This is a genomic window from Curvibacter sp. GW821-FHT09D12 (assembly GCF_059416245.1).
In genome coordinates this window covers 281562-297591 of sequence record NZ_JBWKOU010000005.1, presented here as the reverse complement: position 1 = coordinate 297591, position 16030 = coordinate 281562, and the positions used below count along the sequence as shown (strand labels likewise).

At 65.8% G+C, this 16030-nt stretch carries 14 protein-coding genes and 1 tRNA gene; 9 read left to right on the top strand and 6 right to left on the bottom strand.

Annotated features, from left to right (window positions below; translation table 11 throughout):
- Positions 1–6: 6 nt before the first annotated feature.
- On the bottom strand, positions 7–1248 hold the full coding sequence (locus AC07PT_RS10835) for a CaiB/BaiF CoA transferase family protein (RefSeq protein ID WP_494656664.1): 1242 nt from the start codon (positions 1246–1248) through the stop codon (positions 7–9).
- 77 nt (positions 1249–1325) lie between these two features.
- A complete protein-coding gene (locus tag AC07PT_RS10830) occupies positions 1326–2141 on the bottom strand; it encodes a GntR family transcriptional regulator (protein ID WP_492347158.1) in 816 nt (271 codons plus the stop codon).
- Between the two features lie 141 nt (positions 2142–2282).
- Between AC07PT_RS10830 and AC07PT_RS10825 the strand changes: the two genes are divergently transcribed.
- From AC07PT_RS10825 to AC07PT_RS10800, 6 genes are read left to right on the top strand one after another with little or no spacing between them, the layout of a single operon-like run.
- Positions 2283–3446, top strand: a complete 1164-nt coding sequence (locus AC07PT_RS10825; protein WP_494656663.1) for an acyl-CoA dehydrogenase family protein — start codon at positions 2283–2285, stop codon at positions 3444–3446.
- Positions 3447–3489: 43 nt separating this feature from the next.
- Complete coding sequence (locus AC07PT_RS10820; protein ID WP_492347160.1) at positions 3490–3993, top strand: MaoC family dehydratase; 504 nt, start codon at positions 3490–3492, stop codon at positions 3991–3993.
- Positions 3994–4052: 59 nt separating this feature from the next.
- Positions 4053–5021, top strand: a complete 969-nt coding sequence (locus tag AC07PT_RS10815) for a Bug family tripartite tricarboxylate transporter substrate binding protein (RefSeq protein ID WP_494656662.1) — start codon at positions 4053–4055, stop codon at positions 5019–5021.
- A gap of 16 nt (positions 5022–5037) precedes the next feature.
- Entirely contained in the window at positions 5038–6459 is a 1422-nt protein-coding gene (locus tag AC07PT_RS10810) for an MmgE/PrpD family protein (RefSeq protein WP_494656661.1), read from the top strand.
- Entirely contained in the window at positions 6456–7694 is a 1239-nt protein-coding gene (locus AC07PT_RS10805) for an MFS transporter (protein ID WP_494656660.1), read from the top strand. The genes AC07PT_RS10810 and AC07PT_RS10805 overlap by 4 nt, the downstream gene beginning before the upstream one ends.
- 25 nt (positions 7695–7719) lie before the next feature.
- The gene (locus tag AC07PT_RS10800) at positions 7720–8538 is read left to right on the top strand and encodes an HpcH/HpaI aldolase/citrate lyase family protein (RefSeq protein ID WP_494656659.1); all 819 of its coding nucleotides are present in this window, start codon (positions 7720–7722) and stop codon (positions 8536–8538) included.
- Between the two features lie 220 nt (positions 8539–8758).
- Here AC07PT_RS10800 and AC07PT_RS10795 read toward each other — a convergent pair whose 3' ends face one another.
- The 3 genes from AC07PT_RS10795 to hrcA all read right to left on the bottom strand — a co-directional run bounded on the left by AC07PT_RS10795 (position 8759) and on the right by hrcA (position 11478).
- The gene (locus AC07PT_RS10795) at positions 8759–9991 is read right to left on the bottom strand and encodes a DUF4382 domain-containing protein (RefSeq protein ID WP_494656658.1); all 1233 of its coding nucleotides are present in this window, start codon (positions 9989–9991) and stop codon (positions 8759–8761) included.
- A 359-nt stretch (positions 9992–10350) separates the two neighbouring features.
- A tRNA-Ile gene (locus AC07PT_RS10790) sits at positions 10351–10427 on the bottom strand.
- A 46-nt stretch (positions 10428–10473) separates the two neighbouring features.
- Positions 10474–11478, bottom strand: coding sequence for a heat-inducible transcriptional repressor HrcA (hrcA, locus tag AC07PT_RS10785; protein ID WP_492347199.1), 1005 nt, complete (start codon positions 11476–11478; stop codon positions 10474–10476).
- Positions 11479–11507: 29 nt separating this feature from the next.
- On the opposite strand from hrcA, the gene AC07PT_RS10780 reads away from it, so the two are divergent.
- From AC07PT_RS10780 to rapZ, 3 genes are read left to right on the top strand one after another with little or no spacing between them, the layout of a single operon-like run.
- Positions 11508–12404: an NAD kinase gene (locus AC07PT_RS10780; RefSeq protein ID WP_494656657.1), complete on the top strand. Its 897-nt coding sequence runs from the start codon at positions 11508–11510 to the stop codon at positions 12402–12404.
- 2 nt (positions 12405–12406) lie between these two features.
- A complete protein-coding gene (gene recN, locus AC07PT_RS10775) occupies positions 12407–14119 on the top strand; it encodes a DNA repair protein RecN (protein ID WP_494656656.1) in 1713 nt (570 codons plus the stop codon).
- 3 nt (positions 14120–14122) lie between these two features.
- Positions 14123–14974, top strand: coding sequence for an RNase adapter RapZ (rapZ, locus tag AC07PT_RS10770; protein WP_492347202.1), 852 nt, complete (start codon positions 14123–14125; stop codon positions 14972–14974).
- Here the strand turns inward: rapZ and mutY are convergent.
- Positions 14968–16023, bottom strand: coding sequence for an A/G-specific adenine glycosylase (mutY, locus tag AC07PT_RS10765; RefSeq protein WP_494656655.1), 1056 nt, complete (start codon positions 16021–16023; stop codon positions 14968–14970). The genes rapZ and mutY overlap by 7 nt on opposite strands.
- Positions 16024–16030 lie beyond the last annotated feature (7 nt).

Below are 16030 nucleotides of genomic sequence, written 5' to 3'. Positions count from 1 at the left end.
CCCGCCTCAAGCCGTGGCCGCCGGGGTGATGACGCCCAGCCCCCGCAGGCGCTCGATGGCCTCAGCATCAAAGCCGGCCTCGCGCAGCAAGGCTTCGTTGTGCTCCCCCATGGCGGGGGCCGCGCGGTGAGGCAGGGCCGTGCCCGCAACGCGGATCGGGTTGGCAACCATGCGGGCGCTGCGGCCATCGTTGTAACGAAAGTCCTCCACCCCAGCCCGCTCGTGAACAAAGGGGTTGTCCAGGGCCTGAGCCACATCGAACACCGGAGACACAGGGATCTTGCCGCTCAAGGCCTGCAACCAATCGGCCGTGTCACGGGTCATGAAAGCAGCGTCGAGCAACTCGGTGACCAGGCCCCGGTGCTGCAGGCGGACAGCGAACGTGGCCAGGCGAGGGTCATCGGCCCATTCGGGGTGGCCCAGTTCGGCCGCCAGCAAGGGCCAGAACTTTTCCTTGTTGCACATGACAAAAATCCAGCCATCGCGGGTTCGATAAAGCTGGCTGGGCACCAGACTGGGGTGGCCGCTGCGCTCGGTGCGCCCGGTCACCACCTGGGCGTTCAGGTACCAGGTACCCGGGTAATTGAGGTTGTGCAGAGCCACATCGAACAACGAGGTATCGATGTCCATGCCTTGCCCGCTGGCACGCGCCTTGACCACGCCGGCCAGCAGGCCGAAGGCGGCCGCCAGACCCGTCATGAGATCGACAATCGACAACCCGTAGCGCGTGGGCGGACCGTCAGGCTCGCCCGTCAGCGACAGATGCCCCGCCTCGGCCTGCATCAGATAGTCGTAGCCGGGCCAGGCCTGGCGCGACCCGCTGCGCCCATAGGCCGAAAGGTGTGCACACACCAGGCGAGGGTTGACCTCACGCAGTGCGTCGTACGTCAGCCCCAGCTTGCCAGGCAAATCGCCACGCAGGTTGTCCAGCAAGGCGTCGGCACCAGCGGCAAGGCGGCGCAGCACCGCCATGCCTTCGGGGTGCTTGAGGTCCAGCGTCAGGCTTTTCTTGTTGCGGTTGAAGGTCTGAAAAAAGTGGCTGTCGTCATCGCCAAAGAAATGGGGCCCGACATGCCGTCCCACATCACCACCATCGCGGTGGTTTTCGATCTTGATCACCTCCGCCCCAAGGTCGGCCAGGTAAGAGGTGCCAAAGGGGCCGGCGCCATATTGCTCCACAGCCAGCACACGCAGGCCCGCCAGCGGCAGCCGGCCATTTGTCTCTTGGGATGTTTCGGGCGAAGTCATGTTGAACGTCCTTTATTTGTACGGACAATTCTATAACCACGGCCTGACAAATAGCAAGTTTCAGAACGCGACCAAGCTCAACGGGACATCTCCATCCGGTAACTGAACCGATCACTGGGGTGGAGGTTGTCGGCCACCTCGATGAGTTCACCCTGGTCACTGTAGTAGCGGCGCACGATGCGCAAGGCCGGCGCACCCGCCGGACATTGCAGGCTGGCCGCATCGTCCGCACTCAACACCACCCCCTGGATTTCCTGCTCCACGCGCTGGATGGTGACCTTGTAATCCCGCTCGATCAGGGCATAGACCGCCGTCTGACGCCCCGCCAACCTGGCCTCGATGCCCTGCAGCATGGGGTTCAAAAAGATCCGGGTCAGACACAGGGGTCGCGCAGCGCCACCGCCCGCACTGGTCTCGTCATGGCGCAAGCCCACCGCCAGCACCCACTCTTGCCCCACCTCGGCCCCGAAGTCCTGCGCCTGCGTGCGCGTGAGCGGGATGCGCCCGATGTAGACGATGCGCAGCGTGGTGTCCTGGGCGTACTGGAACAAGTCTGGCAACGAGCGCACGTCGTGGCGGTAGCGGGCTTCGTCAGGCGGGGCGATCACCACCGTGCCAACGCGCTGACGCCGGGTGACCAGGCCTGCCGACGACAAAAGCCGGATCGCCGCCCGGGCCGTGAAGCGGCTGATGCCAAATTGCTCACACAACTCCAGCTCGGTGGGCAGGCGGGCGCCGACCGGATAGCGGCCGTCGGCAATGCCGCGCCGCAACTCGGCAGCCACACGCTGGTAGATGGGCTGCCCTGCAACAACCGGCTCAGCAGCCGGCTCGGCGGGCGCCTCATCCAGAGGGAGATCGTCTTCAGAGGGCGGGGGTGGAATGGAGCTCATGCCCCAAGTCTGCATCAGATTGCCGCCACGCCAAGGATTGACACCATACAAATGAGCGCGCAATAATGTCCGGACAATAAATCGATGCAGAGAACTTCGATGCCTCCCGATTCAACCCATCCGAGACAAGCAGGAGCCTTCATGACCCCCACCCCCGTCCGTGACGCGGCCGACGAACATGAATTTGTAGAGGCCGTGGAAGCCTGGGCCGCCAAAGAGCTCAAGCCCGTGGCCCGCCTCTACGACCAGGCCGACGAGTACCCCCACGAGATCGTGGAGCAGATGAAAGAATTGGGCCTGTTCGGTGCCACCATCGGCGAGGCCTATGGTGGCCTGGGCCTGTCGGCCTGGACCTATGCCCAGATCGTGATCAAGGTCGCCTCCGTGTGGATGGCGCCGTCGGGCATCTTCAACTCTCACCTGATCATGGCCGCCGCCATCGAACGCCACGGCACCGAAGCCCAGAAGCAGGCCTACCTGCCCCGCATGGCCACCGGCGAGTACCGAGGCAGCATCGGCCTGACCGAACCCAACGCAGGCTCCGACCTGCAAGCCATCCGCACGGTGGCCCGACGCGACGGCGACCATTACGTGGTCAATGGCAGCAAGACCTGGATCACCAACAGCATGCATGGCCACGGCACCCTGCTGCTGGTCAAGACCGACCCGCAGGCCCAACCCCGCCATCAGGGCATGAGCCTGCTGATCGCCGACAAAGGACCAGGCTTCAATGTGGTGGGCAAGCTCAAGAAGATGGGCTATCGCGCCATCGACACCTGCGAGCTGACCTTCGACAACTACCGCGTGCCCGCGGGGCAACTGGTGGGCGGCGTCGAGGGCAAAGGCTTTGCGCAGACCGCCGGTGGCCTGGAGCTGGGGCGGATCAACGTCGGCGCCCGCGGGGCCGGCATTGCCGAAGGCGCCTTGCGCCACGCCTTGCGCTACGTGCAGGAGCGCGAGGCCTTTGGCAAGCCGATCTGGCAGCACCAGGCCCTGCAACTCAAACTGGCCGACATGGTGACCCAGGTGGAGGGCGCCAAGCTGCTGCTGCAGCAGGCTGCCACCAAATACGACCGCGGTGAACGCTGCGACCTGGAGGCAGCCATGGCCAAGCTGGCGGGCTCGGAAGCGGGCGCCGAATGCGCTCAACAGGCCATGCGCATCTTTGGCGGATACAGCTATTCGGTCGAGTACGAGATCGAGCGCTATTACCGCGACGCCATGCTGATGTGCATTGGCGAAGGCACCAACGAGATCCTGCGCCAGGTGATCGCCAAACAACTGATCGAGCGCCACCGCATCTGAGTCACTCCCCGAATCTGCCCCAACCTCCCCAGGAGACAAAACCATGCAATCCGCGATTGAAATCAGCCCCCAGCGTTTCCGGGCCTCCTACGGCCGCTACTTCGAAGACTTTGAAGTGGGACACACCTACGAACACCGCCCGGGCCGCACCATCACCGACAACGACAACATCCAGTTCTCGCTGATGACCATGAATGCCCACCCCATGCACTGCGATGCCAACTTTGCTGCCAAAAGTGAATTTGGCCGCCTGCTGGTCAACAGCGGTCTGTCGCTGGCCGTGGTGCTGGGCATGACGGTGAACGACGTCAGCGCCAAGGCGATCGCCAACCTGGGCTGGAAAGAAATCCGCCTGACCGCACCGGTATTCGGTGGCGACACCCTCTATGCCGAGTCGGAGGTGCTGGAAAAGCGCGCCTCCAAGAGCCGCCCCAACCAGGGCATCGTCACCACCCGCACCCGTGGGTTCAACCAGGACGGCGTGATGGTGATGGAGTTCATCCGCATGTCGCTGATCCCCATGCGTGGCCACGGCGTGGGCGACTGAGCGCGCGCGCCCACCCACCCGCCTGCACCTGCACTTCAAAACAAGACGGAGACAACACCATGAGCCTCTGGCGCAAACCCCTGGTCGCCCTGCTGCTGAGCAGCTGGGCCTGCCTGGCCCTGGCCACCTACCCCGACAAGCCGATCCGCCTGGTGGTCGGCTTCCCACCCGGCCAGGCCACGGACATCGTGGCCAGGGCCGCCGCCCGCAAGCTGCAGGAAGCCCTGGGCCAGGCCGTGATCGTGGACAACAAGCCCGGGGCAGCCGGCATCATCGGCTCGGAGCTGGTGGCCAAGGCCGCACCAGACGGCTACACCCTGGTCGTGGGCTCCAGCGGCACCATGGCCATCAACCCCAGCCTGTACTCCAAGCTGCCCTACCAGCCCCTGAAAGACTTCGAGCCGGTCAGCCTGCTCTCGGTGGTGCCGCTGTTCCTGGCGGTCAGCCCCGGGTTTCCGGCCAAGACGGCGGCTGAACTGGTGCAGATGGCCAAGGCCACGCCCGGCAAGATCAACTACGGCTCGGGCGGCAGTGGGGTGACCAGTCACCTGACCATGGAGTTGCTCAAAAACGCGCAGGGCATCGACCTGATCCATGTGCCCTACAAAGGCAGCCCGGCCGCGGTGACAGACCTGATCGGCGGTCAGGTCAACGCCATGATCGACACCGGCCCGGCCCTGCTGCCCCACATGCGCAGCGGCAAGCTGCGCGTGCTGGCCGTGGCCAGCGAAAAGCGAAACCCGGCTGCGCCCGACGTGCCCACCATGGCCGAAGCCGGCCTGGGCAACTTCGTGGCGCCCGCCTGGGTTGGCCTGGCAGCGCCCAAAGGCACCCCCAAGGAAGTGATCGACATCCTGTACAAAGCCCTGCAGACCCACTGGCGCGACGCACCGGACGTGCGCGAACAACTCAATGGGCAAGGGGCCGAACCGGCCGTGATGACGCCAGCCGAGTTCCGCAAGTACATCCAGTCAGAAATCGAGAAATGGGGCCTGGCCGTGAAGCTGTCGGGCGCCCGTGTGGATTGAGCAGGGACCACCGGCCATGACCTCTGAAACCCGCTCTCCCCGTGCCCGGCTGTCCAGGCAACTGGCCGACTTTGCCGTCGGCCTGGCGCTGGAACAGGTGCCGCCTGACGTGCAGGAACAGGCCAAGCACCTGATGCTCGACGCGCTGGGCATCGGCCTGGCCTGCACCCAATGGGACTTTGCCAACACCACCCTGGCGGGCCTGCGCGAGCTGGCCGGCCCCGGTGGCGACGTGCCTGTGATCGGTTGCGCACAGAACCTGCCGCTGCGTGACGCCGTGATCATGAACGCCTTGCTGATCCACGGCCTGGACTACGACGACACCCACCCGGCCGGCGTGATCCACGCCACCACCTCGGTGCTGCCCGCCGTAATGGGTCTGGGCCACCGCCTGGGCAGCAGCGGCGCCGAGCTGCTGCAGGCCTATGTGCTGGGCATGGAGACCGCCACCCGGATCGGTGCGGCCGCCAAAAGCGGCTTTCACCAGGTGGGTTTCCATCCGACCGGCCTGGTCGGCACCTTCGGCTGCACCTTGGCGGCAGCCCGCCTGCTGGGCCTGAACGCGGACCAGATGGTGGACGCCCAGGGCATTGCCTTGTCGCTGGCCTCAGGCAGCCTGGAGTGCCTGGAGGACGGCGCCTGGACCAAACGCCTTCACCCCGGCTGGGGGGCCGCGAGTGGCATCACCGCCGCCACCCTGGGCCGGCATGGCTTTGTCGGGCCCGGCGCTGCCTACGAGGGGCGCTTTGGTCTGTACGCCAGCCACCTCGGCCCTGACCCGCTGGCCAAAGCCGATTTATCGATGGTCTGCGCCGACCTGGGGCGGGTCTGGGAGGTGATGCAGGTGGCCATCAAGCCCGTGCCCGCCTGCCACTTCACCCACGCCTTCGCCGACGCCGCCAGCGTGCTGTCGCGGCAATGGGATGGCAGCCCCATCCGCCGCATCGTGGCCCGGGTGCCCACCGGGGCCATGAAGGCCGTGTGCGAGCCCATCGACAAAAAGCTGCGACCGGCCAATGCCTACGACGCCCAGTTCAGCGTGCCCTACTCAGTGGCCACCGGTCTTCGCTTGGGTCGCTTCACCCTCGATGCACTCGACCCGGCAGCCTATCAAGACCCCGAAACCCTCGCTCTGGCGGCGCTGGTGGAATGTCAGAGTGACCCGACGGCCGACTTTCCGCGCTACTTTGGCGGAGAGGTGATCCTGGAGCTGGCCGATGGCCGCACCCTGCGCCACCACGAACCCATCAACCGTGGCGCGGCCGGGCGCCCGATCAGCCATGCCGACATCGTGGCCAAGTTCCATGACAACGCAGCCCGCGCGGTCAGCCGCCAGCAGGCCAATCAGCTGCAGGACCTGGTGCTGAACATTGAGCAGGTCTCGGTTGCGGAGCTCACCCGCTGCCTTGGCCAGCCCGCGAAGGGCCGGTCTACGTGAGGCCCCACCCCAGCCATCCGCCCGGGCCCTGGCTCAGCCTGGCCATCACGCTGGCCGTTCAGGCCCTGGTTTCCATGGCCTTGCTGACCCTGCCGGTCATGGCACCGGTCGCGGCCCAGGCGCTCGGGGTGTCGCCCTCTCTGGTGGGCGTCTACGTGGCCCTGGTTTATGCCGGCGCCATGGCCGCCAGTCTGGCTGCCGGGGCTGGCGTGGCCCGGCTGGGCGCCATCCGGGTCAGCCAATGGGGCCTGCTGCTGTGCGCCGCCGGCCTGGCCCTGTGCGCCCTGCCCTCCCTTTGGGCCTGCGCGGCAGGCGCCGTGCTCATTGGCCTGGGCTATGGCCCCATCACCCCAGCCAGCTCCCACCTGCTGAGCCGCACCACCCCTGCGCACCGGATGTCGGTGGTGTTTTCGATCAAGCAGACCGGCGTGCCCCTGGGCGGCATGCTGGCTGGCGCGCTGATCCCCAGCCTGATGCTGGCTTTTGGCTGGCAGACCAGCCTGTTGTTGTCGGCCTTGGCCTGCCTGCTGTGCATGGCCGCCGCCCAACCCCTGCGCACCGCCCTGGACGCCGACCGACAACCCGAGCGCCCTCTGGCCCTGGGCCACCTGGGCCAGCCCATCCGGCTGGTCTTGTCGCAGCCGGGCCTGCGCCTGTTGGCGGGTTGCTCCTTCGTGTTCTCGATCGCGCAGCTCTCGCTCACCACCTACCTGGTCACGTTTCTGAGCCAGCAACTGAACTACAGCCTGGTGGCCGCGGGGTTGCTGCTGTCGGTGGCCCAATGCGGCGGCGTGGCAGGTCGCATTCTGTGGGGCTGGTTGGCCGATCGGGGCTTGGGGGCGCGCCGCATGCTGGCCGTGCTGGGGGCTGTGATGGCCTTGAGCGCCGCACTGACAGCCCTGCTGCCGGCAGGCACACCGTCATGGCTGGTGGGCTGCCTGCTGGCCATCTTCGGGGCCTCGGCCATTGGCTGGAACGGCGTCTACCTGGCCGAGGTGGCCAGGCAGGCCCCACCGGGCCTGGCCAGCGTGGCCACGGGGGGCACCCTGGCCTTCACCTTTCTGGGCGTGGTCCTGGGGCCGCCCGTGTTTGGCGCACTCTCCAGCATGGCTGGCAGCTACAGCGCAGGTTACCTGGGCCTGGCTCTGCTGACCGCCGGCTGTTGCCTGACCCTGACCCGATACCGCCTGCCAGCCCCTGAGCAGAACAAGACGACCACCCAACGCCAGGTTTGACCCTCGCGCCAAAGGAACCCCACCCATGCTGGAACGAAGCTACCTGTTTGTCCCGGGCGACCGCCCGGAGCGCTTTGGCAAGGCCCTGGCCAGCGGCGCGCACGCCGTGATCCTGGATCTGGAAGATGCCGTACAGCCCGAACGCAAGCCCGAGGCTCGTGAAGCCATCCGTCACTGGCTGCACAGCACGGGCGGAGGGTCCGTCTGGGTGCGTGTGAACCCCCAGGGCTCATCCTGGCACGATGAGGATCTGGGGCTGCTGCAGGCCCCGCGTGTGCGCGGACTGATGCTGCCCAAGGCGCAGGACGCCGCCGCCCTGCAATCCCTGGCCCGGCGGCTGCAGCCCGGACAGCAGCTGATCCCCCTGGTGGAAACCGTGACAGGCTGGTTCGAAGCCGAAGCCCTGGCCCGCTGCCCACAGGTGCACCGACTGGCCTTTGGTTCGGTGGACTTCATGGCCGACTCGGGCATTCAGGGCGACGCCGAGGAAATGGACGCCGTGCGCACACCTCTCGTCCTGGTCTCGCGCCGGGCCAACATCCAGCCCCCCATCGATGGCGTGTCGCTGGCAATTGACGATGCCACGCAACTCAGCGCCGACACCGCCCGCTCGCGGCGCTTTGGCTTTGGAGCCAAACTGTGCATCCACCCCAAGCAGGTGGCGGTGGTGAACCAGGGCTTTCTGCCCAGCCCCCAGCAGATCGGCTGGGCCCGCCGCGTGGTACAGGCCCTGGCCAGCAGCCCCTCAGGGGCCGTGAGCGTGGACGGCAAGCTGGTCGACAAACCCGTGGAGCTGCTGGCGCACGCCATCCTGGCCGAAGCCCCCCCGGACAGCGCAGGCTGACGCACCCGGGCAAAAGGGGGCGAAGGGCGCGATAACCAGAAGAACTCACGCCCGCCAAGCTCAGCCGCGGCCCTGAAGGCCGACACCAGGGTCAAGGATGTCGACTACGCCCTGTTCTGGGACCAAGGCCATGCCGACAACAACGACGTGCAGGACCCACTCCGTGGTATCAACCAGCGGCTGGCCGCCGGCAACTGAACCCGGCACCGCCAGCGCACACTCAAGGCTGCAAGGTCAAGTTCAGCGTGTTGACGCTGTTCGGCGTCGACAACTGAACCACCCCTGCGGGGCTTTGCGTGGTATAGCCCACCGCACTGCCCAACACGGTGTAAGCCCCGGCCGCCGCGTTGTCTGGGCTGAAGTTCAGGGCTGCGCCTGCGTTGTAACTGGCGCGCAACGGGGCTGCCAGCGACAGACTCAAACTGTAGCCAGCACTGACCGGGTCCACCGCGGTCCAGGCCACATCAACAGCAGGTCCGCCGCTCAAGGTTTGCCGTGCGCTCACCCAGGCATCGGTCAGCGCCGCCCCCAGGCTCGAGGTGACCGATCCGCTCACCGTCGCGACCGAAGACGCAGGCACGCTGATCGGATTGGCCGCCGGATTGATCGCGGTCACGCCAGCCGCCAACGACACAGGGACGCCAGTCACAGCCGCCGTGGTGAGATTCTGCCCCGCCACCACCACGGTGTAGGCGGTGTTCTCAGGCAGGTAGGCCAACATGAAGCGGCCCGTGACAGGATCGGGAGCGACAGCCCGCAAATGGTTGTCTGGATCGCGCGTTGACACGGTCACGCTGGCGGCCTGCGCCGGACTCACGTACCCCACGATGGCGGTGGTCAGTCGCTTGATGACCGCCACCACAGGCTTGAGGTTGTAACGCCCCGAATTGCCAGCCTGGACGATCGAATGACAGGCATCGAAGTCGAGCACCATGTCGGCCAACTGGCCGCCAGTCACCTCAAAATTGGCTTGAAGCTTGTAGCCGCTCTGCTGCCCGCTGGGCGTGCTCAAGGCAATTTCGGTGCTGCTGCCTGACAGAACCAACGCATTGGCCAGCGGGTTGCCCGAAGTCGGATTGGCCGGGTTGTCGGCCAGCACCAGCCGAACCTGCTGATAACGGCCGGCTGGCAATGGCATCGAACCCAGCTCCTGCAGAACCCCGTTGTTCAGCTGAAGCAGATCCAGGCGCTGCGCGGGGATCACCATCTCACTCCAACCGGCGTCGCTGTCAGATGCCGTGGCGCTCTGGTGAACACGAATCTTGGTGACGGTCACATACACATGGTCGTAACCGCAACTGGGCGCATCCGTCATGGCCAGCTTGAGCGTCCCCACGCTACTGCCATCGCTGCCCCCACCGCCACCGCAAGCGGACAGAGTCAGTGCCGCCAGACCAACAGCGGTCAGTCCGAGCATTCGAGAGGAGAAATTAAAAGTGTGGGGGGTGTCCATGACTGCCTCTGTAGTTATGACGAGTGGTCAAATTTGAGGCAATGAGGCAGATGGCCGGGTTACATAAAGTAAATATGCAGCCGTTCACCGATGTGACATAGCAAGAAGATTACAAAAAGACACCTTCCGGCGTGCCAAGCCCGCCGGGGGCACCGCAAGGCCAGAGCCACCCCGCGCCACGGCGCCCCAACCCCTACCCTGGGCCCATGACGGGTTGCATCACCTTGCTGAGGCCAGTAAGAGACGCCCGCAGTCGCCTTCGCCAAAGTCCTCCAACCGCCCACGACATCGGCTATCGCATGGCACTGAAAAGAAAAAGCCGCGCTATCTTTACGATAGCGCAGCTTCCTTAGGCAGCTTGGTAGGGCGTGAGGGACTTGAACCCGCGACCAAAGGATTATGAGTCCTCTGCTCTAACCAACTGAGCTAACGCCCCCCAACCTGAGCCCGTGACCGGGTCAGGATCTTTGTATTGTAAGAGGCTACTTGTTGTGGCTCAGGGCGTTGGTGACCAATTTCGCTGTGATGTCGACGATCTGGATCATGCGGTCGTAGGGCATGCGGGTGGGGCCGATGACGCCGAGGGTGCCTACGATCTGGCCGTCGACTTCGTACGGTGAACTGACGACCGACAGCTCTTCGAAGGGTACGGTTTTGCTTTCGCCACCGATGAAGATGCTCACGCCGTCGGCCTGGCTGGAGATATCGAGCAGGCGCATGAGCTGGGTTTTCTGCTCGAACAGGTCAAAGGCCCGTCGCAGGTGACCCATGTCGCCCGAAAAATCGCTGACCGACAGAAGGTTGCGCTCACCCGAGATGACCACCTCGTCCTGGGCCTGGGTGAGTGCGTCCGAACTGACATTGACGGCCGCCTGCATGAGCGCCGCGATTTCGGCGCGCAGGCTTTCGACTTCGCCCTTGAGCCGTTCGCGCACCTGTTCGATGGCCAGACCGGCATAGTTGGCGTTGAGGAAGTTGGCCACTTCCAGCAGTTGAGACTGGGTGTAGTCGGCCTCGGTGAAGATGACGCGGTTTTGCACGTCGCCGTCGGGCGAGACGATGATCACCAGCAGGCGGCGATCAGACAGGCGCAGAAACTCGATGTGGCGAAACACCGAGGTGCGCCGGGGGGCCATGACCACGCCCACAAACTGAGACAGGTTGGAGAGCAGGTGGGCCGCATTGGCGATCACCTTCTGGGGTTGCTCAGGGGCCAGCTGGGGCGTCAACAATTGTTCACGCTGCACTGTCAACATGGTGTCCACAAACAGGCGATAACCCCGCGCCGTGGGAATGCGACCGGCCGAGGTGTGGGGGCTGGCGATCAGGCCCAGGTCCTCGAGATCGGACATGACGTTGCGGATGGTGGCCGCCGACAATTCCAGGCCCGAAGCCTTGGACAGCGTGCGCGATCCGACCGGCTGGCCATCAGCGATATAGCGCTCGACCAGAGCTTTCAACAACAACTTGGAACGGTCATCGAGCATGGCGCAATTTTAATGATGTAATTTATCGAATGAAGTCCAAATTCCACCACGTTGCCCTGATCGGCAAGTACCAGACTCATGGGCCTGGCGCCAATGCCGTCAACTCGCGTGAGGTGCTGGATGACATCGCGCATTTTCTGGCCCGCCAGGGCTGTGAGGTGGTGCTGGAAAGCGAGACCCAGGCTAACACGGGCCTGGGCTCCTATGCCACGCTGACTGTCGAAGAAATCGGCGCCCGCTGCGATCTGTGTCTGGTAGTGGGTGGCGATGGCACCATGCTGGGCATCGGGCGCAGGCTGGCCTGCCATGGAGTGCCCTTGATCGGAATCAACCAGGGGCGGCTGGGTTTCATCACCGACATTCCCCTGGAAAACTACCAGACCACGCTGCGCCCCATGCTGCGTGGTGAATACGAAGAAGACCATCGCAGCCTGATGCATGCGCAGGTGATGCGTGATGGCCACGTGGTGTTTGATGCCCTGGCACTGAACGATGTGGTGGTCAACCGGGGCGGCACCTCGGGCATGGTCGAGCTGCGGGTGGAGGTGAACGGTCATTTTGTGGCCAATCAGCGGGCTGATGGCCTGATCATTGCCTCACCCACCGGCTCCACGGCTTATGCGCTGTCGGCCGGCGGGCCCTTGATGCACCCGTCGATACCGGGCTGGATCCTGGTGCCGATTGCGCCCCACACGTTGTCCAACCGGCCGATTGTGCTGGCCGACACGGGCGAGGTGGCGATCGAGATCGTGAGCGGGCGCGATGTGAGCGCCAATTTCGACATGCAATCGCTGGCCTCGCTGATGCTGGGCGACCGGATCATCGTGCGCCGCTCGGTGCACCGGGCCCGGTTTCTGCACCCGCGCGGCTGGAGCTACTTTGACACCCTGCGCAAGAAAATGCACTGGAACGAGGGAGGTTCCTGACCGTGGCGCTCAAACGCATAGCCCTTCGCGACTTCGTGATCGTGGAGCAACTCGAACTGGACCTGGCATCGGGTTTCACGGTGCTCACCGGCGAGACCGGTGCGGGCAAGTCGATCTTGATTGACGCGGTGCAACTGACACTGGGCGCCCGGGCCGATGCCACGGTGGTGCGTGACGGCGCGGCGCGCGCCGACCTGTGTGCCGAGTTTGACCTGACCCCCGAGGTGCGCCACTGGCTGGAGGAAGCCGCCCTGGAGGGCGACGACCAAAGCCTGTTGCTGCGCCGCACGGTGGACGCCCAGGGCAAGAGCCGGGCCTGGATCAACGGTACGCCGGCCACCGCCACCCAATTGCGCCAACTGGGCGATCTGCTGCTCGACATTCATGGCCAGCATGCTTGGCAAAGCCTGACCCGCCCCGAGTCGGTGCGCAGTCTGCTGGATGCCTATGCCCAGATTGACAGCCGGGCCATGCAGACCACCTGGCAACAATGGCGCACGGCGTTGGGTGCCCTTGAGCACGCCCGCGCCGCCCAGGCCACGCTGCTGCGCGAGCGCGAGCGCCTGACCTGGCAGATCGGCGAACTGGACAAACTAGCCCCTGGGGTTGATGAGTGGGACGAACTGAGCAATCAGCACACCCGCCTGTCCCACATGCACACCTTGCTTGAGGCCGCTCAGGGTGCCGTTGAAACACTGGAGGGCGAGGATGCCGGCGCCCTGGCCCTGCTGGCCCGCGCCCAGGCACGCCTGCAAGACCATGAGCACCTGGAGCCCGAATTCAAGGCGATCGCTGATGTGCTGGCCTCCAGCCTGGCCCAGGCCGAAGATGCGGCGCACTCGCTCAACGCCTGGCTGCGCCGCACCGACCTCGACCCCGACACCCTGGCCGAACTGGACCACCGCCTGACGCAGTGGATGGGCCTGGCGCGGCGCTACAAGCGCCCCCCGGCGGATCTGCCCGCCCTGCTGGCCGACTGGAAGCGAGAGTTGCAGACGCTGGACGCCGCGGCCGATCTCGACAAGCTTGAAAACGCTGCCGCGCAAACCGAAAAAGCCTTTCTGGCCGAGGCACGGCAGGTTTCGCGCCAACGTGCCGTGGCCGCGCCCCAACTGTCGCGGGCCATTACCGCCGCCATGCAGTCGCTGGGCATGAAGGGGGGGCGCTTTGAGGTGGCCCTGCCCGCAGCCAGCAGCCCAGGGGCCTGCGGACTGGAGGACGTCGAGTTTCTGGTGGCCGGCCATGCCGGCACCACGCCACGGCCCGTGGGCAAGGTGGCCTCGGGCGGCGAGCTGTCGCGCATTGCCCTGGCGATTGCCGTCACCACCAGTCGCCTGGGCCAGGCCCAGACGCTGATTTTTGACGAGGTGGATTCAGGTGTGGGCGGCGCCGTGGCACAGACCGTGGGCCAACTGATGCGGCAACTGGGCCAGGACCGGCAGGTGCTGGCCGTGACCCACCTGGCCCAGGTGGCGGCCTATGCGCACCAGCACCTGCAGGTGTCCAAGCTGTCGGGGCCCCGTGGCACCCGCAGCAGCGTGGCCCCCATCGCTGGCGGCACCCGCGTCCAGGAGGTGGCACGCATGCTGGGCGGCGATGTGCAATCGGCCGCCTCGCTGGCTCATGCCCGCGAGATGTTGGACCTGGTGCCACCGGGCGCGCTGCCGGAACCCGTTGTCGCGGCAGTGCCGGTGACGCGCAAGAAAAGGGCCTGAACCATGGAAATCGTCCTCATCACCGGCATGTCGGGCTCGGGCAAATCGGTGGCGCTGCATGCGCTCGAAGACGCCGGCTTCTACTGCGTGGACAACCTGCCCCCCGAGTTGCTGCAGCCTCTGGTGGCCCTGGAGCAAGAGCACCACGCCCACAAGCTGGCCATCGCCATGGATGTGCGCAGCGCCACCTCGCTGCCCCAGGTGCCGCAACAGCTGCGTGCGCTGCGCGACGCCGGCATCACGGTGCGGCCCCTGTTTCTGGACGCCACCACCGACATCCTGGTGCGGCGCTACTCGGAAACCCGGCGCCGTCACCCGCTGTCGCAGGGGGCCACGCAAGAGCGCGCCCTGGTTCAGGCCATCGAACTTGAGCGCGAACTGCTGGCCGACCTGCGTGAGCAGGCCCATGTGATCGACACCAGCTTCATCCGGGCGGCCCAGCTGCAGCGCCATGTCAAGGACCTGGTCTCAGCGCCAGCCAGCCAGCTGACGCTGGTGTTCCAATCCTTCGCATTCAAGCGCGGCATTCCGGTGGATGCCGATTTTGTGTTTGACGTGCGCATGCTGCCCAACCCGCACTACGAGCCTGAACTCCGCGCCTTGACCGGCAAGGACCCCGCGGTGGCCGATTACCTGGCGGCCAGCCCTCCGGTGCGCGAGATGCAGCGCCAGGTGGCCGAGTTTGTGGCCAATTGGCTGCCCTCGATGGCCAGCGATCACCGCAGCTACGTCACCGTGGCCGTGGGCTGCACTGGGGGCCAGCACCGCTCGGTGTACCTGGTGGAGCAACTGTCACGGCATTTCGCGACCGACTGGGTCACCCTGAGCCGGCACCGCGAACTCGACAGTCACTGAGCCTCAAGCAGGCGCCGCACTGGCGTGGGCAGGCCCAGCGCAGGCCAGTCGGCGGCCGCTACCCAACGCCCCTCCAGGCCTGGCACCGGGGGCTGATCGGCCTGGGCACAGCGCCATTGAACCGGGTGCAGGTACAGATCGCGGTGGGTGAGCACATGCAGAAAAGCCGGCAGTGCCTGCACCGAGGTGCCAGCCGGGCTGATCGGCAATGCGGCCTCGCTGTCGAAAACGGGCAGGCATTCCAATCCGGCCCAGATGCCTTTTTGCGGGCGACGCTGCAGCCAGACCTGGCCCTGCGGGCCCACTGGCCACAACAACCACCAGCTTTCGGCACGCCGTTTGAGTTTGCGGGTACGCACCGGATACCGTTCGGGCTCGCCCTCGGTCAGGGCCTTGCAGAGGCCCTGCAGCGGGCACAGCAGGCAGGCCGGCTTGCGCGTGGTACAGACCGTGGCCCCCAGGTCCATCAGGCCCTGGGTGTAGGCCGGCATGTCGGGTGAGCGACCCGGATCGGGACTGCCCTCGGGCGCATCGGGCACCAAATCGGTGGCCAGATCCCACAGGCGGCGCTCGTGGGCCGCCACGGCCAGGTCATCGCCAAAGCCCAGCGCCCGGGTCAGCACCCGCTTCACGTTGCCATCCAGGATCGCCACCCGCTCTTCAAAACAGAAGGACGCGATCGCTGCCGCCGTCGAGCGGCCAATGCCCGGCAAAGTGGCCAGCAACTCGGCGCTGCGCGGAAACGCGCCGCCGTGCAGGCTCATCACCTGGCGGGCACAGGCGTGCAGGTTGCGCGCCCGGCTGTAGTAGCCCAGGCCACTCCACAGGCCCAGCACCTCGTCCTGTTCGGCCGCGGCCAGCGCAGCCACGTCGGGAAAGCGCACCAGAAAGCGGTCAAAGTAATCCAGCACGGTCGACACCTGCGTCTGCTGCAGCATGATTTCCGACAGCCAGACCCGATACGGGTCGCGGGTGTTTTGCCAGGGCAGATCATGGCGCCCATGCTCGCGCTGCCAACGGACGACCCGTTGGGCCAGTGTTTCAGTCATTTGCTCA

Coding starts and splice junctions, on each gene's coding strand:
- AC07PT_RS10835 (WP_494656664.1), bottom strand. CDS start 1,248: ATGACTTCGCCCGAAACATCCCAAGAGACAAATGGCCGGCTGCCGCTG.
- AC07PT_RS10830 (WP_492347158.1), bottom strand. CDS start 2,141: ATGAGCTCCATTCCACCCCCGCCCTCTGAAGACGATCTCCCTCTGGAT.
- AC07PT_RS10825 (WP_494656663.1), top strand. CDS start 2,283: ATGACCCCCACCCCCGTCCGTGACGCGGCCGACGAACATGAATTTGTA.
- AC07PT_RS10820 (WP_492347160.1), top strand. CDS start 3,490: ATGCAATCCGCGATTGAAATCAGCCCCCAGCGTTTCCGGGCCTCCTAC.
- AC07PT_RS10815 (WP_494656662.1), top strand. CDS start 4,053: ATGAGCCTCTGGCGCAAACCCCTGGTCGCCCTGCTGCTGAGCAGCTGG.
- AC07PT_RS10810 (WP_494656661.1), top strand. CDS start 5,038: ATGACCTCTGAAACCCGCTCTCCCCGTGCCCGGCTGTCCAGGCAACTG.
- AC07PT_RS10800 (WP_494656659.1), top strand. CDS start 7,720: ATGCTGGAACGAAGCTACCTGTTTGTCCCGGGCGACCGCCCGGAGCGC.
- AC07PT_RS10795 (WP_494656658.1), bottom strand. CDS start 9,991: ATGGACACCCCCCACACTTTTAATTTCTCCTCTCGAATGCTCGGACTG.
- hrcA (WP_492347199.1), bottom strand. CDS start 11,478: ATGCTCGATGACCGTTCCAAGTTGTTGTTGAAAGCTCTGGTCGAGCGC.
- AC07PT_RS10780 (WP_494656657.1), top strand. CDS start 11,508: ATGAAGTCCAAATTCCACCACGTTGCCCTGATCGGCAAGTACCAGACT.
- rapZ (WP_492347202.1), top strand. CDS start 14,123: ATGGAAATCGTCCTCATCACCGGCATGTCGGGCTCGGGCAAATCGGTG.
- mutY (WP_494656655.1), bottom strand. CDS start 16,023: ATGACTGAAACACTGGCCCAACGGGTCGTCCGTTGGCAGCGCGAGCAT.